Source organism: Nostoc sp., from assembly GCF_036916975.1.
GTDB lineage: Bacteria > Cyanobacteriota > Cyanobacteriia > Cyanobacteriales > Nostocaceae > Nostoc.
In genome coordinates this window covers 19,468-40,674 of record NZ_JBALFF010000057.1, presented here as the reverse complement: position 1 = coordinate 40,674, position 21,207 = coordinate 19,468, and the positions used below count along the sequence as shown (strand labels likewise).

23 protein-coding genes and 1 pseudogene are annotated in these 21,207 nt (G+C 41.1%); 8 read left to right on the top strand and 16 right to left on the bottom strand.

Annotation, left to right across the window (positions count from 1 at the left end; all coding sequences use genetic code 11):
* The first annotated feature begins 28 nt into the window (after positions 1-28).
* Both V7K73_RS13520 and V7K73_RS13515 read left to right on the top strand, forming a co-directional pair.
* Entirely contained in the window at positions 29-289 is a 261-nt protein-coding gene (locus V7K73_RS13520; protein ID WP_334880706.1) for a hypothetical protein, read from the top strand.
* 218 nt (positions 290-507) lie between these two features.
* Complete coding sequence (locus V7K73_RS13515) at positions 508-2,097, top strand: WD40 repeat domain-containing protein (protein WP_334880704.1); 1,590 nt, start codon at positions 508-510, stop codon at positions 2,095-2,097.
* A 298-nt stretch (positions 2,098-2,395) separates the two neighbouring features.
* Here V7K73_RS13515 and V7K73_RS13510 read toward each other — a convergent pair whose 3' ends face one another.
* Positions 2,396-2,866, bottom strand: a complete 471-nt coding sequence (locus tag V7K73_RS13510; RefSeq protein WP_334880702.1) for a DUF29 domain-containing protein — start codon at positions 2,864-2,866, stop codon at positions 2,396-2,398.
* A gap of 79 nt (positions 2,867-2,945) precedes the next feature.
* Entirely contained in the window at positions 2,946-3,104 is a 159-nt protein-coding gene (locus V7K73_RS13505) for a hypothetical protein (protein WP_334880700.1), read from the bottom strand.
* Positions 3,105-3,106: 2 nt separating this feature from the next.
* On the opposite strand from V7K73_RS13505, the gene V7K73_RS13500 reads away from it, so the two are divergent.
* Both V7K73_RS13500 and V7K73_RS13495 read left to right on the top strand, forming a co-directional pair.
* A complete protein-coding gene (locus tag V7K73_RS13500) occupies positions 3,107-3,331 on the top strand; it encodes a type II toxin-antitoxin system HicA family toxin (RefSeq protein WP_334880698.1) in 225 nt (74 codons plus the stop codon).
* Positions 3,297-3,677 (top strand): type II toxin-antitoxin system HicB family antitoxin, encoded by a 381-nt coding sequence (locus V7K73_RS13495; RefSeq protein ID WP_334880697.1) that lies wholly within the window; start codon positions 3,297-3,299, stop codon positions 3,675-3,677. Before V7K73_RS13500 ends, V7K73_RS13495 begins: the two co-directional genes overlap by 35 nt.
* Positions 3,678-3,724: 47 nt before the next feature.
* On the opposite strand, the gene V7K73_RS13490 is transcribed toward V7K73_RS13495, so the two are convergent.
* From V7K73_RS13490 to V7K73_RS13480, 3 genes are all read right to left on the bottom strand, one after another.
* Entirely contained in the window at positions 3,725-4,156 is a 432-nt protein-coding gene (locus tag V7K73_RS13490; protein ID WP_334880696.1) for an NUDIX hydrolase, read from the bottom strand.
* 8 nt (positions 4,157-4,164) lie between these two features.
* Entirely contained in the window at positions 4,165-4,617 is a 453-nt protein-coding gene (locus V7K73_RS13485) for a DUF3531 family protein (RefSeq protein ID WP_334880694.1), read from the bottom strand.
* A gap of 223 nt (positions 4,618-4,840) precedes the next feature.
* On the bottom strand, positions 4,841-5,800 hold the full coding sequence (locus V7K73_RS13480; protein ID WP_334880692.1) for a Sll0314/Alr1548 family TPR repeat-containing protein: 960 nt from the start codon (positions 5,798-5,800) through the stop codon (positions 4,841-4,843).
* A gap of 325 nt (positions 5,801-6,125) precedes the next feature.
* Between V7K73_RS13480 and V7K73_RS13475 the strand changes: the two genes are divergently transcribed.
* Positions 6,126-6,800: an ABC transporter ATP-binding protein gene (locus V7K73_RS13475; protein WP_334880690.1), complete on the top strand. Its 675-nt coding sequence runs from the start codon at positions 6,126-6,128 to the stop codon at positions 6,798-6,800.
* 59 nt (positions 6,801-6,859) lie between these two features.
* Entirely contained in the window at positions 6,860-7,618 is a 759-nt protein-coding gene (rsmG, locus tag V7K73_RS13470; RefSeq protein ID WP_334880688.1) for a 16S rRNA (guanine(527)-N(7))-methyltransferase RsmG, read from the top strand.
* Between the two features lie 255 nt (positions 7,619-7,873).
* Here rsmG and V7K73_RS13465 read toward each other — a convergent pair whose 3' ends face one another.
* From V7K73_RS13465 to V7K73_RS13430, 8 genes and pseudogenes are all read right to left on the bottom strand, one after another.
* The gene (locus V7K73_RS13465; RefSeq protein ID WP_334880686.1) at positions 7,874-8,755 is read right to left on the bottom strand and encodes an FG-GAP-like repeat-containing protein; all 882 of its coding nucleotides are present in this window, start codon (positions 8,753-8,755) and stop codon (positions 7,874-7,876) included.
* 489 nt (positions 8,756-9,244) lie between these two features.
* On the bottom strand, positions 9,245-10,012 hold the full coding sequence (locus tag V7K73_RS13460) for a superoxide dismutase (RefSeq protein ID WP_334880684.1): 768 nt from the start codon (positions 10,010-10,012) through the stop codon (positions 9,245-9,247).
* Positions 10,013-10,225: 213 nt separating this feature from the next.
* Positions 10,226-10,873, bottom strand: a pseudogene (locus V7K73_RS13455) (Uma2 family endonuclease).
* 92 nt (positions 10,874-10,965) lie between these two features.
* Positions 10,966-12,072: an ABC transporter ATP-binding protein gene (locus V7K73_RS13450; RefSeq protein ID WP_334880682.1), complete on the bottom strand. Its 1,107-nt coding sequence runs from the start codon at positions 12,070-12,072 to the stop codon at positions 10,966-10,968.
* A gap of 51 nt (positions 12,073-12,123) precedes the next feature.
* Entirely contained in the window at positions 12,124-12,390 is a 267-nt protein-coding gene (locus tag V7K73_RS13445; RefSeq protein WP_442936763.1) for a hypothetical protein, read from the bottom strand.
* The gene (locus V7K73_RS13440; RefSeq protein WP_334880680.1) at positions 12,377-12,649 is read right to left on the bottom strand and encodes a BrnT family toxin; all 273 of its coding nucleotides are present in this window, start codon (positions 12,647-12,649) and stop codon (positions 12,377-12,379) included. The genes V7K73_RS13445 and V7K73_RS13440 overlap by 14 nt, the downstream gene beginning before the upstream one ends.
* Positions 12,650-12,656: 7 nt before the next feature.
* Positions 12,657-12,875: a type II toxin-antitoxin system HicB family antitoxin gene (locus V7K73_RS13435; protein ID WP_334880679.1), complete on the bottom strand. Its 219-nt coding sequence runs from the start codon at positions 12,873-12,875 to the stop codon at positions 12,657-12,659.
* A 25-nt stretch (positions 12,876-12,900) separates the two neighbouring features.
* Complete coding sequence (locus V7K73_RS13430; RefSeq protein ID WP_334880677.1) at positions 12,901-13,629, bottom strand: GUN4 domain-containing protein; 729 nt, start codon at positions 13,627-13,629, stop codon at positions 12,901-12,903.
* Positions 13,630-13,905: 276 nt separating this feature from the next.
* Here V7K73_RS13430 and V7K73_RS13425 point away from each other — a divergent pair, with 276 nt between their 5' ends.
* Positions 13,906-15,327: an NADP-dependent isocitrate dehydrogenase gene (locus V7K73_RS13425; RefSeq protein ID WP_334880675.1), complete on the top strand. Its 1,422-nt coding sequence runs from the start codon at positions 13,906-13,908 to the stop codon at positions 15,325-15,327.
* A 478-nt stretch (positions 15,328-15,805) separates the two neighbouring features.
* Positions 15,806-16,822, top strand: a complete 1,017-nt coding sequence (locus tag V7K73_RS13420; RefSeq protein WP_334880673.1) for an NAD(P)-dependent alcohol dehydrogenase — start codon at positions 15,806-15,808, stop codon at positions 16,820-16,822.
* Positions 16,823-17,162: 340 nt separating this feature from the next.
* Here V7K73_RS13420 and mtnA read toward each other — a convergent pair whose 3' ends face one another.
* The 3 genes from mtnA to dxs all read right to left on the bottom strand — a co-directional run bounded on the left by mtnA (position 17,163) and on the right by dxs (position 20,890).
* Positions 17,163-18,224, bottom strand: coding sequence for an S-methyl-5-thioribose-1-phosphate isomerase (gene mtnA, locus V7K73_RS13415; RefSeq protein ID WP_334880671.1), 1,062 nt, complete (start codon positions 18,222-18,224; stop codon positions 17,163-17,165).
* Positions 18,225-18,303: 79 nt separating this feature from the next.
* A complete protein-coding gene (locus V7K73_RS13410; RefSeq protein WP_334880669.1) occupies positions 18,304-18,867 on the bottom strand; it encodes a GNAT family N-acetyltransferase in 564 nt (187 codons plus the stop codon).
* Positions 18,868-18,982: 115 nt separating this feature from the next.
* Positions 18,983-20,890 carry a 1-deoxy-D-xylulose-5-phosphate synthase gene (dxs, locus tag V7K73_RS13405; RefSeq protein ID WP_334880667.1) on the bottom strand — a complete coding sequence of 636 codons (1,908 nt, stop codon included), beginning with the start codon at positions 20,888-20,890 and terminating at the stop codon, positions 18,983-18,985.
* Positions 20,891-21,207: the final 317 nt, after the last annotated feature.

Below are 21,207 nucleotides of genomic sequence, written 5' to 3'. Positions count from 1 at the left end.
AGAACCAAACCTACAGGGGATAAGCAGAGTGAGTATTAATCTTAATTTGCCACCAGAGCTAGAAAACGAGCTTTTTACTGAAGCTTCTCGGTTAAATCTTCCTCTTTCTGAATACATTCTTCGGATTCTTTCTGTGAGGCAGGTTTTAGCAAATCCTCCTAAGACAGGAGCCGAACTCGTTGCTTATTGGCAGAGCGAAGGTGTGATAAACTCACGACCTGATATTACTGATAGTCAAGCATACGCTGGTAAGTTACGCCATGAAACCCAAACTCGTGAGCGAGAATAGGTTAAGTAGATGTATTTGCTAGATACCGACGTTTTGATTGATATTCAATGAGTGCTTTTCTTCAACGGTAGGTGATCGCAGCTACACCGTTATTTCCGCAGATTAGATACCCGATTTGGATCAAAATTTTATTTTACGTACCTTAGATAGCTTGAGAATCTTGGGAATACTGATCAAAGAACTCAATTGTCTAAACCGCAGAAAGCTTGGAGAAGCTTATGAATCAATCATGGTATCCAGCTCACACATTCAATGGTGACTCTAGTTGGTTCGGTGGTGTGCGCTCCCTATCTATAAATCCAAGCCGCCAAATTATTGCTTGTGGCAGCGATGATAATACAATTAGATTATGGGATCTAAATAATGGTCAACTTTTGACCTATGCGTTTGAACATACAAAATCTGTTCGCTCCATTACCTTTACTCCCAAAGGAAATGGTTTGATTAGCGGTGGCGATGATGCCACCATTAGAGTTTGGGATTTAAGAACATCTCAGGAATTATTAACTTTTAACACTCATTCTCAAGCAGTCACGGCAGTCGCTGTGGTTCCAATTTATGACTTTGTTGTAAGTGGAAGTGATGATTATACAGTTAAAATTTTTAGTTTGAAAGAAAGGAAGGAGATTCAAACCCTTCGAGGGCATTCAAGTTACGTGCAGTCTATTTCTGTGAGTCCTGATGGTTCATTGATTGCGAGTGGTGGTTGTGACCATAAAGTTAAGATTTGGAGAACCAACATACACGATGAAATTTTCTCATTTTCAACCCATTCAAAAGATGTACGTGTAGTTGTATTCAGCCCTGATGGGAAAATTCTTGCAAGCAGTGATGATGATGGGGACATCATTCTGTGGGATATGCAAACTGGATTATCTAAATGCGCTATTCAGGGGCATTCAAGTAGTGTGCGTAGTCTAAGTTTCAGTTCTAATGGTCAGTTTCTCGTAAGCGGTGGCGATGATGGCTACGTCAAGATTTGGAATCTGACGACAGGTACTCTAGATTCCTCTTTTTGTGCTCACTCAGCAGGAGTTAGCTCAGTCGCTTTTTGTTTTAATAATCAGGTACTTGTAAGTAGTAGCTGGGATAAGACAGTCAAACTTTGGGTTCTCGAAACCACAATTCCTAAACCTTCAAAAATCGGTTTTTTTAAAGGACTTTTTGGGAAAAAGCAGCCTGAACCTGAACTTGTTCCATCTTTGCCAAATTTTATTCTTCAACAAGTTCAACGAAATAGTAAAAAGTTAAACGAGCCTATGTTTAGTTCTGTTGGTGCTAACTTTGAAACTGAGGCTTATAGCTTTTGTTGGGAAACATCTCAGCCTCCAGTCAAGAATCCTCAGTTAGGTTTGGAGGATTGGGAGCGATTATTGAGAGACTGGAAACGCCAAGAAGAAGAGCGCAAGAAAGAGCAACGTGCAAAAGAGAGACTTCGCCTGCGAGAGCAACGTTTGAGATTAGAGAAACAGAAAGAAGAACGTCTCAACAGAGAGCAGCAACTACAGGCAGAGAAACTAAGACAAAAACAGAGGCATCAAGAAGAAAAACTCAAACAAGTAAATCCATTTGGTGCAGTGATTAAATTACTTAATGCATCACTTACGCAGCAAGAGGAAAAACCCAAACAAGTAAATCAACACCGAACTACTAATAATTATCGGGATAACAGTACATCCAACCAGCAACGGACTACGACTAACTTCTGGGGCAGTAATTCATCAAGTAACTCAAGTGGAAAAGTCCATGTTCAAGGTTATCGTCGTAAGGATGGAACCCATGTTGAAGGATATTGGCGCAAAAAATAAGCACCAAACTAAAAAATTTGTCTGCCAATGAACAAGATGCGGCGGGCTTGTTCCTGTGTCCAAGCGTAAAAATCAGTTTCGTATAAGCTTGGTGAAAGCATTTGTAACGACAACTCAAAAGTTGCCTCTACTCAAACTTTAATACTTCTGTTGTTGTGAGCGATCGCACAAGCAGCTATTGTTTGAACCGTAGCAACCAAAATTAATTTGATTAGCCACAGTTAAGAGCAAACAGTTATGGTTATTAGCATGATGAAAATAGCCCAGCTATCTGAAGAAGATTTACTTTAATTTCAAATTATTGCTCTGATTCATCTAGTAACTTGCTTGGTTCACCGGGATAAAAATCATAGTCCACAATCTCTGACAAGCTGTAAGGACATTCCACCGGAAAAGTTCGCTTGGGCAAATCTGTTTCTCCAACAGCTAATTCGACACCTTTAAGGTAGGCTTTGCGAAGTGCTTCTTCAAGGTAGGGTTTGAGACTAGGATTATCTTCAAGCAGTTCAGCAATATCTAAGCGTTGAATCCGAAGTGTTGCTAACCAGCTACGGCTACGGCGCTCTGACTGGTGCTGCCATTTTAGTAAATGTCCAATCAACACACTCAGACGATTTCGCAATTCTTGACGTTGCTGTTTACCCAAAGATTGAATCTCCTCAATCAGATTTTGCAGATCAATCTGACTCCACTGCTGATTGCGAAGTAAAGTTACTTGTTCGTGTGTCCAAGCGTAAAAATCAGTTTCGTATAAGCTTGGTGAAAGCATTGGTATCTTTGGGTTTGTTTCAGGTACACCCATTAGGTTAGTTGAACCTCAATGTCTTTGCTTTTATTGTAGAACTGTCTTAAATACCAGTTCTGCGATTGAGAGCGATCGCACTTTGTTTGCTCTCACCCCAAGCGATCGCTTTTTTATCTCTCAAAATTTTGATACTATATATAGTATCATTTCTCAATAAGCAAATTAAAAAAATTAGTAGAGCAGTTCCTAAAGCGACCTCCATAAGTGCGGTTTCAGGAAGTTTACTATCTATTAGAAGCTTTTGGCTTTGAAGAAAAAAAGTCTAAGGGTAGCCATCATAGCTTCCGAGACTCCCAAGGTAAAACCATCACTGTACCCAAAACAGGAGGACAAAAAGTTAAAGGAATTTATGTACAGCAAATAGTTGAACTATTAAATTTAGAAGAGTGGATTGATGAAGACACTGAACCAGAAGAACCAGCAGATTGAGAAACCGTCCTTAGAATATTATTTAAATCTTCAGTACCCTGTAACACTTTATCCCGATCCAGAGGGTGGATATGTAGCCAAAATTAAAGATTTACCTGGATGTTTTACCCAAGGCGAAACCCTTGAAGAGACAATGACAAATCTCAATGAGGCGCGGGAATTGTGGATTGAAACAGCTTACGAAGCCGACGATAATATTCCTTTACCAACTAGTAATGATAGCTATAGCGGTAAATTACTAGTACGGATGCCGAAATCTTTACATCGACGTTTAGCTGAGACTTCTGAACAAGAAGGCGTTAGTCTGAACCAGTATATTGTATCTTTGCTGAGTGCGGTGAAATAATTAACAGCAAAGTAATCTTAGGGAAATTCTAGATAATTTATAAATATTCATAAATATTCAAAAAACACTTCAGGTACTAATCTGAATTCTCCTGATTTCAAGCGAGAGATATCTATCCATAAAGCTCTATGTTTATGATTTGGTGATTCTGAAAAAACTAAATTTTCCAGTTGATAAAATTTTGACTCAACAAAGTCACATTGATAAAGCTGAATAATTTCATGACCTTGTTTACCATTAAATGTAAACAGGTTCTCTATACAACCTAGATATTTAATATTTGTTAAATTTGCCTGAATTTCCTCTTGAAACTCGCGTTCTAAAGCGGCGTGGCTGGTTTCGCCAAATTCAACACCACCCCCCAAAGCTCGATAAAATGTTTCTTGCTTTACGGGATCGTAGCCTTCAGAAAGAAATATGCGTTCGCCATCCCGAATTAGCCCCAACGCTATTACCCTAATTTCACCTGCTTTATTCATTTTTGTAACTAATTATCATAAATAGACTGAGGACGACTTTCGCTATCCTCAATAGGCCAATCGGAATTTTCGCCGCCGACGTACAATTCTTCAATGGTGACATATTCTTGACTTAGCTGTGTGAGAGCGTTGATTAAAATATCCAATGCGATCGCATCACTAGTTCCTAAATCAAACCAACAACGCCCCCACTGTCCCTCATATTCAAACTCACCGATGTTGTGCATCAGTGCTAGTAAGCTTTTGTCATACCCTTGCTCATCATAATTCATGTAGCTGATATCGAGTCCAGTGTCCTGCACCTGAAGATTTTCTGCATTAAATGCACCCAATTTACCCAGATAAAACCAGGAATTGAAAACTTCTTCTACATACTGCTTTTCACGCGCAGAAGGATTTGTGCTGAATTTCAGCCAAATCCACATATCAAAAGGATTAATTTCGCGGAACTGAATCTCCATTTTGGTCTAGCATCTCAATTACTGTTCTGCAAATAAGCATATCAAAGTTAGGAGTTGGGAGTTGGGAGTTGGGAGTTGGGAGTTAGGAGTTAGGAGTTAGGAGTTAGGAGTTGGGAGTTGGGAGTTGGGAGTTAGGAGTTGGGAGTTAGGAGTTAGGAGTTAGGAGTTAGGAGTTAGGAGTTGGGAGTTGGGAGTTATTATTTCCCACCTGTTCTATGCCCTATTATCTAGAATTGTTCAGGCTAACAGCACTGCTGCGTTCACGTTCAATTTGCTTGACTAAATCGCCTGGGAGTTGGGATTTTTTAGTCAATGCTTTGTCAAAATTAGCGATCGCTTCCTGGATCATTTGCTGGCTTTGTTCTTTTTGACCCAGTTTTTTCAGTATTTGGGCTTTAAGATAATAAATTTCTGGATTATCTGATGTAGTTTTGATCGCCCGGTTGACATACTCTAGTGCCTGTGGATACCGCTTTAAATCCCGATAAGCAAGGGCAATACCCCGATCTACTAGATACCCAGGAGCAGCATTTTCTTCTAAGCGTCCAATTGCCTGATCTGGACTAGCAAAAGGTAAATTAACCGCCAATAATAAATCCATATAACCCTTGATTAAATTCAGTTCTGGATCGTTGGCAGAAATTGCTTCGGCTTTGTCTAAATATTCATAAACTTGTCGCAACTGACTAAAGGCTTGCGGTACACCGTTGACTGTACCCTCACGGGTGATAATTACTGCTCCCTCTAAAAAATGACCAACAGCAGTGTATAAATTACCACGCAAGGGATCGCTAGAAATCAGTTTTTGTCCAGTTTCTAGAGTTTTTTGGCTGTAGGTGTCTAGTTTAGCCCAATCCTTATTTCCGTATGCTAAAGATGCGCTCATGGCATAAGCTAGAGGTTCATTTGGCTCTTTGGATAGTGCTTGTTGCAAATAACGGTCTGCTGCTGGATAATTGCCCTGTTGGAAAATCGCTTTAAAAGCGGCTTCTGTTTGGTCGCCAATTTGATGAGGTTCACGATTGCGAAACGGATCGCCAGCCAATGACGGATTTACCCATAAATTAAGTGCGATTGCCCAAGGGGCAACGCCAAAGGCGATCGCAGCACCAAAAGCAGTCTGAGCAAGCTTAGTGAGTCTAGCAGACACTACTAATCGAGGCGAAGAAAACCTTTTAGTCATTTTAATCCTCAGAATATTTGCGGTTGAAATAGTTGTATGTGTTATTTAGAATGCAAAAAATGGTTAATTTTTACACTGCGCGAAATCGAAGTGTTAAGTCGCCTCTGCTGAAACCAAAATTTTCTTATATTAAAGGTTGACTTTGGTAATTTTTCATGTTCCCAGGCTGGTTATAGCCAAAGTTTTCAGGGTGAGTCTGCCACAATGGAGAAAAATGTGGATGATTCTTGCTGCTAGATTAAGGTGTTAATCCTTTCATTGAGTTTTATAGATGCTCTCAGTGTAGCTAATCAGTAATTTGCTGACTTTTTGGTAATCTTAACAAATGCTCTATCTCCGAAATCTAAATTATCACCCGACAGCTTGCCCAACAGCGATTCTCAAATCGATCAACTTGGAATTAGCACCCCAGCAGCTAGGTCTGATTATTGGCGCGAGTGGTTCAGGTAAAAGTACCTTACTAGAAATTTTGTCGGGACTAGCCGAACCCACTAGCGGCGCACTCTTTTGGCGGGAACAAGAACTTATAGCCGAACAGCTACAACAATTGGCTGGGTTGGTATTTCAGTTTCCAGAACGGCACTTTTGCGGTGGTTCAATTTTAGAAGAATTGCGTTTAGGACATCCTGAGTTAGGGTCAGAACGAGTCAGACAAGCCCTAACTGAGGTGGGATTAGAGCATTTATCGCTTTCGGCTGCCCCACATGCTTTGAGTGGTGGTCAGCAACGACGTTTAGCTTTGGCGGTGCAATTGATTCGTCAGCCAAATTTACTGTTATTGGATGAACCCACAGCTGGGTTAGATTGGTCAATGCGTCGGCAGCTGGTAAATTTATTAGCGAAACTGAAACAAGATTGGACACTGTTAATAGTGACACACGATGCTGGGGATTTGTTAGCGATCGCAGACCGTTGCTGGACACTCAACCACGGTGAACTACAATCAGTAGACCCAAAGACACTGGAAGCGAAAGTCAAACAACCTTTACCATCGGTGTAAATGGAGATGAGGGAGATGAGGGACTGAGGAAAGAAAGAATAACTAATGCCCAATGACAAATGACAAACCTATTGCCTGAGATGGCAGAAATCTGGCAGCAAACTCTGAATTGGCAACCAACTGTCCAAGAGCAAGCGCAATTTCAAAAGCTTTATGAGTTAATCTTAGAAGGTAATCGCCAACTAAATTTAACTCGGATCACTGATCCCCAAGAGTTTTGGGAAAAACATCTCTGGGATTCTCTGCGACCAATTGCACCCCTGTTATCAGCAAATTTCTCTCCTACTCTTTTGCTCCCTGGCACAAGTGCTTCCCCCGCTCTCATCGATATTGGTACAGGTGCAGGTTTTCCAGGTATTCCAGTGACAATTATTGCACCTAATTGCACAATGACTCTGATGGATTCAACCCGGAAAAAAATTACTTTTATTGACAATATATTAACTGAACTTGCCCTTACCAATGCCAAAACTATTGTTGGTAGGGCTGAAGAAATTGGTCATCACCCCCAGCATCGACTAGCTTATGATATTGCATTAATCCGTGCTGTAGGGGCTGCCTCTGTTTGTGCAGAATATACTCTACCATTGCTTAAGCCTGGTGGTTTAGCGTTAATTTATCGCGGTAATTGGACTGATGAGGAAACGAGAGGTTTGGAAAATGCTGTTGATCAGTTGGGTGGCATAATTGAAGCGATCGAACAATTTACAACACCTCTAAGTCATAGCATCCGTCATTGCCTTTATCTGCGTAAGGTAGCAAAGACACCAGCTAATTTTCCCCGTGCTGTAGGTATACCTTCTCAAAAACCGCTTTGAGAAGGAGTGCGAGAAAAAGGGCGTTGCTGAGTGAAAGGATGGATCAGCCACATAAAATGACTTCTCCCAGCAAGGGGGGAAGAGGTGAGCAAAAATCAAACTTTAGAAATCGTCCTTAAAAGATTTAGTTTGAGGTTTAATCTTATTGCTGCTCTCTACAATTACGAGTTTCATCTCCCCCAAACCAAATTTGCTTAAGCGACTTTTGCAAGAAGTCTATTGTTTGGAGGAAATTAACCAGACAAAATATTAGCCCTAATTCCTCAAAATATACCAAGTGCCATTACTCGGTCGCCATACTGCGAAGTCACTTTTAATGGAGAAATTATAAATTCCAGGCACAGGAATATCACCAGCTATGCCCAATTTTCTAGTAACTGTTTGACCTGTAGAACTGTTAATTATATACCAAGTACCATTACTCGGTCGCCATACTGCAAAATCAGCTCTACCATCATCATCGTATTTACCAGGGGCAGGAACATCACCATTTACGCCCAATTGTCTAATAACTACTTGACGCGTATAACTCTTAATTACATACCAAGTACCATTACTCGGTCGCCAGACTGCAAGATCAGTTCTACTATCATAATCAAAATCGCCGAAAACGGGAATATCGCCATTGATACCCCATTTTGTAGTAACTGTTTGTCCTGTAGAACTGTTAATTACATACCAAGTACCATTACTTGGTCGCCATACTGCAACATCAGTTTTGCCATCATTATCATAACTGCCGGGAACGGGAATATCACCAGCTACGCCCAATTGTCTAGTAACTGTTTGACCTGTAGAACTGTTAATTATATACCAAGTGCTATTACTCGGTCGCCATACTGCAAAATCAGTTATGCGATCGCCATCATAATCGCCGGTAACGGGAATATCACCAGCTACACCCAATTGTTTAGTAACTGTTTGACCTGTATAACTCTTAATTAAATACCAAGTACCATTACTCGGTCGCCATACTGCAAAATCAATTCTACCATCCTTATCATAATTGCCGGGAACGGGAATATCACCTGCTACACCCAATTGTCTACTAACTTGAGCTTGTGCTTTAAAATTTAAAATTCCCAGAAATAATGGAACACTTAAAGCAACCGTGAATAATTTAAAACCAATTTTCATCAGAATATCCTCCTTATAATTAAAATGACTCAAGAGTGTTTTTAGTCAAATTGCACATTTGAAGAAATGATTCTAAGTTTTACCCGTTGTTAAGACCAAATCTTAATTGTTATTTTATATAAATTTTGTAAGTATAAATAAATTATCCAATCTTATGAGGTAGTCCGAAAAGCCCGCTTTTGCCTACGGGCGGGTGAGACACCCACCCCACAATAAGTTGTTGAGTATTTTTTTATTTGTTAGTCCGTTACTATAAGCAAATAATATGATGTCCGCATAATTAGTTATGATTCGCACAATCATTGCACCCCTCCCGGATGCTTGGGGAGGGGAGACAAAGGGTAGCTTTCGCTCTTTGGGGTTATTTTCTTATTGGTAAATTGTCAGACATGATATGACAATTAGCTGATCATATCAAAAAACTGGCAGCAGAATATTGTTTTTCTTGCCAGTTTTTAAGTGCCTATAACTCTAAATTGTTATCTGGTTTCAGGCAAATTTACTTGCTGCTGCAAATCGCTTATTAATCTCATCCCAATTAACTACATTCCACCAAGCATCTAAATAATCGGCGCGACGATTCTGGTAATTGAGGTAATATGCATGTTCCCATACGTCATTACCCAAGATGGGATATTGATCTGTACTTAACGGACTATCTTGATTAGCTGTAGTTGTCACTTCCAACTTGCCACCTTTGTTATGCACTAGCCAAACCCAACCACTACCAAAACGACCAGCACCAGCTTCGTTAAACTGTTTTTTGAAAGCTGCAAAAGAGCCAAAATTTTGATTAATCGCGGAGGCTATATTTCCTGTTGGCTCTCCCCCACCTTTCGGCTTCATAATTTGCCAGAACATTGAGTGGTTCACATGACCACCGCCATTATTGCGTACTATTTTGCGAATATCTTGTGGTACATTGTCAAGTTTTTGCAACAGTTCTTCAACACTTTTACCTTTGAGTTCTGGATGTTTGGCTAACGCTGCATTCAGGTTTTTTACATAAGTTGCGTGGTGTTTATCGTGGTGAAATTGCATCGTTTTGGCATCGATGTGTGGTTCCAGTGCTTCGTAGGCGTAAGGTAAAGGCGGTAGTTGGATAGTCCCTGTTGTCTTTGGTGGTGTATTTGGTGTTGTATTTGCTATTGCAGCGTTTCCTTCAGGAGATTTTTCTGCTAATGCACAAGCATCTAATGCAAAAGCACCCGCACCTGATGTAAGTAAAAACAAGAAATGGCGTCGATTAATAGTCATATAAGTTTTTGCAGCGAATTCATTAAGTATCTATTGCAGTTTTTATTTTCTTAGATTATGGCTACAAAAAATTGGGAATTTGTGATTATTTCTGGCAGTTTAAGAAACTTTCTTAAGTTTGTAATATTAAGCACTAGCATTCAAAATATTATGTATTTTTACTTAAACTCTCTTTTCCCAACTAATCATCCTCAGCATTCTTTTTGGGGATTATCAGCACGGCAAATAGATTTTTATCAATAACGCACTGAAAAAATTTGGTTCTTCAGTTAGATTGAAATCTGGAAATGTTGGCGACTCTATACGGTCGTCTCCTCTAAACTGTTTACTACGATATTCACCCTCATCACTTAAAGAGTAAATTGTGATTGTTGGTTGTTTAGGGTCGCCTATCAATTCTTTGCTACGCAAAGCAGCATAATCCACAATCCAATATTCTTGAATACCCATTTCTTCATAGTCAGCAAACTTTTTATGATAATCATCTCTCCAGTTAGTACTGACGACTTCAATTACTAATGGAATTGAATCTGGTTTACTAAGAATAGATTGTTTCTTTCATAATGGTTCATTACCCAAGTTAGAAAAATTCATTAATAAAACATCAGGATAGTACCCTGACATTTTATTTTCTGGCTTGACTGTAGCGGTTTTAGGTATACCGTAATTAAGTTTAAGACGAAGACACTCATACCCTAACATCATTGTTAAAAATGCTACTATTTGCTCGTGTTTCCCTGATGGCGGTGGCATTTGAATAATATCTCCATCGTGTAATTCATAACGAATGTTTTCCGGTTGTGTTTCTAAAAATTCTAAATATTCATCAAATGTAAATAGCTTTTGTAGTGATTGAATCATTATTTCATCCTGATTATGGATATAAACAGTTCTCACTGCTGTAACCTGAAAATTAAATAAAAAGCCGTCCTATAAGGACGGGGCGAGTGTTTCTATAATATTCTGTCCCCAGTTTTGGGATCAAATACAAACAATTGATTTAAATCGAGTTGTAGAGAAAGGCGATCGCCTGGACGAAAACGCATATCCCCACCCACTTGAATATTCAATACCACCGCCGAACGAGGTAAACCAGCACGAATCAAAGTTTCCCTCCCCAAAGGTTCGACTACTTTAACTTCTACAACCAGCTGACTCTCATTTACTTCTTGGACTGCTTGGCTATTTGGCGGTTCGTTAATAAAAATATGCTCTGGACGAATCCCTAAATTAAAACTGTGTCCCTGACGCAACTGTAACTTTTCCCTCAAAACTGCTGAAATTGCTAATAACTGTCCACTGACATCAAAACCGTTATTTTGATAGATTGCAGGTAAAATATTCATTGGTGGACTGCCTAAAAAACTTGCCACCATTTGATTAGCAGGACTTCTATAAATAGTTTGGGGATCGCCGATTTGTTGAATCCGCCCACGATTTAACACAACGATTTTATCAGCCAAAGTCATGGCTTCAACTTGATCGTGGGTGACGTAAATAGTTGTAATGCCTAATTTTTGATGTAGCTGTTTCAATTCTGCTCTGGTATCATCGCGCAATTGAGCATCTAAATTAGATAAAGGTTCATCAAGTAAAAACACTTGTGGTTGACGAGCGATCGCTCTCCCTAATGCTACCCGTTGTTGCTGTCCTCCAGAAAGTTGTTTGGGTTTACGATCCAGTAAGTGATCTAGAGAAAGCGATCGCGCCACATTCATCACCCGTTCTTGAATGATTTTTCGGTCAACCTTCCGCATTTGCAAGCCAAAGCCGATGTTTTGCGCCACACTCATGTGAGGATAGAGAGCGTAATTTTGAAACACCATCGCTACATCCCGTTGTCTAGCTGGGATATTATTCACCAAGCGATCGCCAATAAACAGTTTACCAGATGTGGCGCTTTCTAAACCCGCGATCGTTCGCAAAATTGTAGACTTCCCACAACCCGATGGCCCAACTAAAACCCAAAACTCCCCATCAGGAATTTCAAAGGTAATATCTTCAATAGCCGTGACGTTATTGAATCTACGTTTAATATCTTCTAGACGAACGTTTGCCATTATCCAATTTGATATTTTTAGTTTGGGATCTGTGGCACTTTCAACTCAGCACTAGGGGCTTTTATCCGCCGCCTCAGAAGAACTGTGAGGCTGCTTTGTAAGTGCAGAAAGTTGGTTGTCCTGCACAACTCTAATCAGAAATCTTAGAGCCTCATTCACCGCATCAGCATTGGGAAAAACCTCTGCAACATCAGGTTCTAAAAGAATTGTTGTCTTACCAAAGCTCTTTCGCTCAGGGCCGAATTTTCTGACCCTTAGACTCTTTAAGTCATATTCTGATCGCAAATCGTCTTCCATTTCTGGCTTACCCTTCTTCATATATTTTTCGCTCGGATCGCGTTACTTCTCTTGCACTAATAAGACGAGTCGAATTTACTCTCTCCGTATACGACATGATTAGTAAGCGTCCCTGACTTGACTCTCCAATAATAAGGTAACGCTCCTCATCATCAGAGTGGTCTGGATCATAGAACTCAACATAGAGCGGATCATCGAAAACAGTTTTGGCTTCTTCAAAGGAAACCTGATGTTTTAAAAGATTTCTTGCCGCTTTGTTTTCGTCCCACTCAAACTTCATGGAATTATTAAATTACTACCTTTTGAATACCTATAAATTCTGGTATTTCTTCTTCAGTTTTTGCTTCTAAACAAAGTTCAATTACTTCTTTGATATTAGCCATCAACTCATCAATTGTTTCTCCCTGACTGTAACAGGCTTTTAACTGAGGGACTTCTCCCACATAGTAGCCATCTTCATCTCGTTCAATAATGACGTAGAATCCTCGATTGGTGGGATTGATCATAATCTATTTGTCCCTACACTCAAAATCATTGTTCTGAATTCTTCGACCAAGCAGGGTGAGAGAGTAAAGAAGCAAAGACTCGTACCCCCCGAAGTTGATTAGAGAGGGGTAAGTGACCTCTAGGCGCACTCAAATCCCAGGTAAACTCGTGGGGGTATCGCGTCCAGCTATTACCTGCCTTCCAGCCAATTTTCGGCCAGAAATTCTCCCAATTTTTACCCAAGCTTAACCAGATTTCTCGCTGGACTGAAAAGCCAAACTTACCTTCTGAGTGGACTAACCAGAGGTTGTTAATGGTTTGCAAGTCAATAGCCGAGACATTTTCTACCTCACTAAAATACAACCATTTTCGTTGTACAGCCGTTGTCCCTGATAGTTCACACATTTTTTCTATGGTGACGCGATCGGCTGCTTGGAAGTCTTGAAGAGATAGTAACTGTTGCAAAGAATTGTACTTAATCCCACACTCTGATTTTAGAGGTACAATTCCCTCAGGAAAACAAGAGCGCAGAAATTCTTGAGCTTGGGGTGCATCAGAGTTATAAAGGACTTGGTAAGCTTTGCCATCAACCCAAGTCGCTGGGTTTTCACGTCGTTTCAGTAAAAATTCCATCAACACGTCTAATCCCTCATTACCCAACTCAGCTAACTGTGGGATTATCTGCTGTTGGACTTTTTCAGAGCCAGCGATTAACGGTCGTCGGAGGGAGTCGATGTCATTAGCAGGGCTTGATAAAATCATTGGGTCTGTCATGCCATTCTTGTATTAGCGGTCAGTGAAAGAGTGGTAAGCTATCTGGCTCCTCCAAGGTGAAGCACTGATAGCGAAAAGTAGTTTACTATTTTTGATCGTACAAAATTGCGATCGCTTCACTGAAATCCCACACTTAATCCCCAAATAATGTACAAGGGAAATAGGGGGAAAATCTGCGCCTTATGGCTTGGTAAAGAAAAAACACAGCAAAATATACAAGCCTGGACACATAAGGTTTTTTTCAATAGCAGCGTATCGATTAGGAGTGTGTGAACGATGTACGAAAAGATTACCCCCCCCGCAACCGGAGCAAAAATCACCTTCAAAAATGGTGAACCAATCGTACCAGACAATCCAATTATCCCCTTTATTCGGGGCGATGGTACAGGTATCGATATCTGGCCTGCTACCCAAAAGGTGCTAGATGCTGCGGTAGCTAAAGCGTATAAGGGTCAGCGTCAAATTAGTTGGTTTAAGGTTTACGCTGGCGATGAAGCCTGTGATTTATACGGTACTTATCAATATTTACCTCAAGACACTCTCACGGCAATTGAAGAATATGGTGTCGCAATTAAAGGGCCTTTGACTACTCCCATTGGGGGGGGAATTCGTTCTTTAAATGTGGCGCTACGGCAAATTTTTGATTTGTATGCCTGTGTGCGTCCTTGCCGTTACTATGCGGGTACGCCCTCACCCCACAAAAATCCTGAAAAGCTGGATGTAATCGTTTATCGGGAGAATACGGAAGATATTTATTTAGGGATTGAGTGGCGACAAGGCAGCGAAATTGGCGATCGCTTAATTAAAATTATCAATGAAGAACTGATCCCCGCTACCCCAGAACATGGCAAAAAACGCATCCCTCTTGATTCTGGTATTGGTATCAAACCGATCAGCAAAACTGGTTCCCAGCGCCTAGTTAGACGTGCGATCAAACACGCTTTGCTATTGCCCAAAGACAAGCAACAAGTGACTTTGGTGCATAAGGGTAACATTATGAAGTACACCGAAGGCGCTTTCCGCGACTGGGGTTATGAACTAGCAACCAGCGAATTTCGCCAAGAGACTGTTACTGAACAGGAATCTTGGATTTTAAGTAACAAGGAAAAAAATCCGAATCTTTCCTTGGAAGAAAACGCCCGTCAAATTGAGCCTGGCTTTGATAATCTGACTCCAGACAAGAAAGCGCAAGTTGTCAAGGAAGTTGAAACTGTTCTTAACACAATTTGGGCAACCCACGGCGAGGGTAAATGGAAAGATAAGATTTTGGTGAATGACCGGATTGCTGACAGTATTTTTCAACAAATCCAAACCAGACCGGATGAATATTCGATTTTGGCGACAATGAACTTGAACGGCGATTACTTGTCTGATGCCGCTGCTGCGATCGTTGGGGGATTAGGAATGGGGCCAGGGGCAAATATTGGCGATGCTAGCGCTATATTTGAGGCTACCCACGGCACAGCACCCAAACACGCTGGTTTAGATCGGATTAATCCGGGTTCAGTGATTTTGTCTGGGGTGATGATGCTGGAATTTATGGGTTGGCAAGAAGCCGCAGACTTAGTTAAGAAAGGTTTAAGTGAGGCGATCGCGAGTAGTCAAGTCACCTACGATTTAGCTAGGTTGCTAGAACCGCCAGTTGAACCCTTAAAATGTTCTGAATTTGCTGAGGCAATTATTCAGCATTTTGGTTAAGTCCATTAGAGCTCAATACCTTGGGTTAAGGCTAAAACTCTTTGTTAAAGTCAATTTTTTTAACGTAGACGCTTCTCTACGAGACGCTACGCGAACGGCTTGGCCGCAGGCTACCGCCAACTCTACCAGAGGCTGACACCAACGCGTAGCGTCTCGTAGAGAAGGACGCATAGACACGAAGTGGCTTCCCGCAGGGTAGGACGCAAAGAGAAGGAAAAAATGCTTAACCCAAGCGTATTGCATTAGAGCTAATTAGTCGAATAAAAAGACCTATCCCTCTCCGAATTGGAGAGGGACAGAATTGAACTTGAGTTCAAAATAGGGAGAGGTCATTCGTGATAAGATTAAGTGGCTTCCAGAAATTAAATTATCTAAAACTTTGATTCTTTGCGCCTACTCTGCGAGTTCTATTTTAGCCGTATGCGCAAAACCCATTCATATTTTAATCAGCAACGCTGTATTTAGGAGCAATTTTTTTATGTCACAAACTCAGACATTCCAAGGCTATGCAGCTTTAGAAGCAGGAGAAAAACTACAGAAATGGGACTATGAACCTGCAACATTACGCCGCCAAGATATTGAAATCCAAGTAACTCATAATGGTTTGTGTCATACCGATATTCATATGCGGGATAATGACTGGAACTTGAGTAGTTTCCCCCTGGTTGCAGGTCATGAGGTAGTGGGTAAAATAACTCAGATAGGAGAAAATGTTACTTCATTTCAGATTGGCGATCGCGTTGGTTTTAGCTGGATTCGTAACTCCTGTAGAACTTGTGAAGCTTGTTTACGAGGAGAAGAAAACGTTTGTCGGCAAGGTTATACAGGACTAATTGTTGGTCATCATGGAGGATTTGCCAATAAGTTACGCGCTCCAGCTGATTTTGCCTATAAAATTCCCGATGCTTTAGATTCTGCCAGTGCTGCTCCCCTATTATGTGCTGGAATTACGGTTTATACTCCTCTGAGGACTTATCTCAAACATCCTGGCATGAAAGTTGGAGTTATTGGTATTGGTGGACTAGGACATCTAGCCATCAAGTTTGCCAGAGCAATGGGAGCAGAAGTCACAGCTTTTTCTACCTCTATTGACAAAGAAGATCAAGCAAAAGAATTTGGAGCGCATCACTTCCAACACTGGAATACTCCTGAAGATTTAAAACAAGCTAGTGGAACACAGGATTTAGTCATTAGTACTACTTCATCAGCAATTGATTGGGACAAAGTTTTCAATTTACTAGTTAATAATGGAGTTTTTTGTTTAGTAGGTATTCCTGTATCCACCCTTAATATCCCCCTTCTTCCCTTAATTTTTGGTCAAAAAGTTATTACCGGTAGTATAGTAGGAGGACGAAAATTTATGCGGGAAATGCTTGATTTTGCAGCAATAAATCAAATCAAACCTATGATTGAAATAATGCCATTGTCTGATATTAATGCAGCGATGGATAAAGTTGCCGCAAATAAAGCTCGTTATCGAATTGTGCTAGTGTGAGAAAATTAGCCAGGAAATCATACTCATACTCCAGTGGGTCTACTTCTTTATTCATAAGGAAAACGATCGCACCTATACCCATGCGATGCTTTGGTCAACAGAGTTGTCATCTGTTACGCATTTAAGTTATATATTTACCTATGTACCCCTCTGAGGATCTTGCTACGCGCAGCGTCTCCTTCCGGAGAAGGTTGTCATTAGTCATTTGTATTTAAAAGGACAGATGACCAATGACTTTGGACAGTCTTAACACCAAAATGTACAATTTAGACGCGCATCAGCTTAGTAAGTGGAATGGGACTACAGAGGGTATCTTGTTATGTGCATCTTCAGATTAATGTTAAGCTACTAACTGTGGCTGGTATTTAACCAATTCTCCGGGTGCGATCGGTCCATTTTCTGTAATAATTGCTGTAATCAACTCAGCCGGAGTCACATCAAAAGCTGGGTTATAAAAATCTACACCCGCAGGTGTGAGAATCGTATCACCAACTTGATAAATTTCAGTTGGTTCGCGTTCCTCAATCGGAATTTTACTACCATCGGCTAATTCAAAATCAATGGTAGAAAAAGGTGCAGCGACAAAGAAGGGGATATTATGAGCAATAGCAGCGATCGCAACACCATAAGTACCAATTTTATTAGCAGTGTCACCATTAGCAGCAATGCGATCGGCACCCACAACTACAGCATGAATTAAACCCTGTTTCATGCAATGGGCTGCCATATTATCAGTAATTAATGTCACTGGAATACCTTCTTGCACACATTCCCAAGTGGTGAGTTTTGCGCCTTGTAAGCGGGGACGGGTTTCGTCGGCAAATAAACGTTCTAAACGTCCTTCCCTCCAAGCCGAACGCACAACACCCAAAGCTGTACCATAACCAGCAGTAGCTAGCGCCCCAGCATTACAGTGAGTAAGCAATGTTAGTTTTTTTGGGGTAGTAGGTAAAACTGTCAAACCATTGTCACCGATCGCCTGACAGGTTTGCAAATCTTCAGCGTTAATTGCTTGGGCTGTTTGCAAAAGGGTTTGCTTAATCTCTTCCACCGTTCCCAGCGTTTCGTAGGCGACTTTGAGCATCCGGCTAATTGCCCAAAATAAATTTACCGCTGTTGGACGAGTAGAACGCAACAATTGGGCTACTTTATCTAAGTGTTGCAAAAATTCGGTGCGATCGCTTGTCTTAATTTCCCTTGCGCCAAGATACATTCCATAAGCCGCAGCAACACCAATTGCTGGCGCACCTCGCACAATCATAGTTTTAATCGCCCGCGCCATATCTTCACTGCGGTGAATTTCTACAAATGTATATTCGTTTGGTAAGCGAGTTTGGTCAATTAGTGACACTGAGTCATTGTGCCAAATAACGGGATAAACCTGGTTTGTAGAAGGTGTCATAGAGAGAGTCAGTTAATAAGCATCAAATCGCTAATGAGTGCTTGTTAGCACTTTGGTAGTTTAACACGCTACATTGGTGTCAGCTAAAGGATGAAGTCTGCCAATCTTTTCTTTCAATTGCCAAGAAATTTACCTCCACCCACTGGTCACGCTTCTGAAAACCCTCTGGAATATAGCGAAGAAATTGCATCCCAATTTTTTTTAATACTTTTTCACTACTCCTATTCCATAAAGCATGGTACGCTTCAATACGATCTGCTGCCAAAACCGTGAAACCAAACTTGATAATAGCTTGAGCTGCTTCTGTCATATAACCTTGACTTTGGTCTTCTGGATGTGTCCAAAAACCGAGATTCCAAATCCGAGCTAATTCATGATTTTTTCTAATAGAAATTCTCCCGATAAATCTACTAGTACTAGCGCATTGAATTGTGAAAGTATAGGCTGAATCAGATTCCCAAGATTGCAAACTTTGTTTAAGGTGTTCGTGAAGTTCTTCGATGAGTTCTGGAGGTTCCCAAGGCATACCGTCGTTAAAACCTGGAAACTGCGTAGCCGAAAACACGTATGCTATATCTTGGGAAGAGACACATCTCAGGATACAGCGATCAGTCTTAATTTGGTATGTTATTGGTATTTTCATAGCTAATTTTCATTAGTTGCTAGAGAAATTGATACTCAAAAAAATAACCCCTGTTTTAGAGGTTATTTTCATAATATTATTCTAGGAAGTAGAGGATGTAGTTAAACAAAATTAACTAAACCACAGCAGATACTTGCTGCTTAAAGAAAGCTTGTAACACTCTCTCTGCTATTTGATGGCTGGTTAAACCTAGTTCTGTCTTAGATTCATTGGGTTCAGCATGATCTACTAATACATCTGGCACACCAAATCGCTTGACAGGAACGAGAATATCTGCATCTAGTAAAGCTTCAGCGATCGCACTACCAAAGCCACCCATGACACAGCCTTCTTCTAAGGTGATGACGCGGCCGATTTTTTTCGCTAAAGGTAAAATCAACTCGGTATCCAAAGGCTTAACAAAACGGGCATTAATTACAGTTGCTTCAATGCCATGTTCGCTGAGAATTTCCGCAGCTTGCATTCCTGGATAAACCATTGTGCCATAACCGACAATTAACACGTCATCGCCTGTACGCAGAATTTCGCCTTTGCCGATTTCCAAAGGTTCCCAACCTTCTTCCATCAGGGGGACACCGTAGCCATTACCACGAGGATAGCGCATAGCGATCGGGCCACTGGTATGGTTAACACCAGTTACTACCATCCTTTGCAATTCTGCCTCGTCTTTGGGTGCCATTATTGCTATGTTGGGAATGCAACGCAGATAAGCGATGTCATACATACCCTGGTGGGTGGGGCCATCAGATCCGACAATTCCTGCCCTATCCAAACAGAAGAATACTGGCAAGTTTTGGATGCAGACATCGTGAATTATCTGGTCATAAGCGCGTTGCAAAAAGGTAGAATAAATGGCGGCTACGGGGCGCATCCCTTGAGTTGCAAGTCCTGCTGCTAGGGTGATAGCGTGTTGTTCTGCAATACCGACATCAATATATTGATTCGGCAGTTTGGCTTGAAGTTTATCTAAGCCTGTCCCCGTTGCCATCGCCGCAGTAATGCCAACGATTTTGGGGTTTTGTTCGGCAAGTTTCACCAGAGTGTGAGAAAAGACTTTGGCATACGCCGGGGGTTTAGGTTTGCTGGAAGGAATGGCTTTGCCAGTTGCGACGTTGAAGGGGCTTTGGGCGTGGTAGCCAACTTGATCTAGTTCGGCAATTTCATAACCTTTGCCTTTGACTGTTGCTACATGTACCAAAACTGGGCCTGGTATCTGATGTGCTTGTTGGAAAGTCGCAATCAATTCTTCCAGATTATGCCCATCGACTGGCCCAATGTAGGTAAAGCCGAGTTCTTCAAAAACTGCACCCACCTTGGGAACAGCCAAGCGCTTCATACTTTCTTTGATGCGTCCGAGTTCGGGAGACAGGGATTCACCCACGAAGGGAATTTGCTTAAATTGTTCTTCAAAATTATCTTTAATAAATTGCACCGGTTGGCTGAGGCGCATTTTGTTCAGATAGCGGGGAATTGCGCCGACGTTGCGAGATATAGACATGTCGTTGTCGTTTAGAACAACCAGCAGGTTAGTTTTCGGCATGTGTCCAGCATGGTTGATGGCTTCTAAAGCCATACCCCCAGTCAGCGCCCCATCCCCAATCACAGCAACGGCTTTAAATTTTTCTCCTTTTAAATCTCGTGCTAAAGCCATGCCCAATGCTGCTGAAATACTTGTAGAAGCATGTCCAGCCCCAAAGTGATCAAACTTGTTTTCACAGAGTTTGAGATAACCTGCAATTCCGTTTTTTTGTCTGAGGGTGTGGAAGCGATCGTAGCGTCCTGTAAGCAGTTTGTGGGGATAAGCTTGATGTCCTACGTCCCAAATAACTTTATCCCGATCTAAGTCTAGTGTCTGGTAAAGTCCTAATGTTAATTCTACAACACCCAACCCTGGGCCTAAGTGTCCACCATTAACTGCTACGGTTTGGAGATGCTTATCTCGAATCTGACGGGCAATCTGTTGCAGTTGGCGAACAGATAAACCGTGCAACTGATTAGGATGGGTGATTTCGCTCAAATGCATATTATAAGGTTTTCCTCTCTAACTTCGAGTTTCGGTATTTTGATTTTCCCACGGTCGGGTTGTTCACATAATCAGACTCTTATTATTGTTACTAAGTTGTAGCGGAAAGTATAACTTCGTAATTGATAATAGTGAAAAATTTGTTATCTATTAACAATTCGTCCAAATAAGGTTAAAATCAGTTAAACTCATAGCACCTTTGTCAATAAGTGATGATACTTAAAAACAATCTATTATTCGTATAAAAAGAAGTATTGGGCAGTAGTTGGCGGAAATTTATTAACTAGATCGCTCGCTTTAGCTAAACCACGTCTATC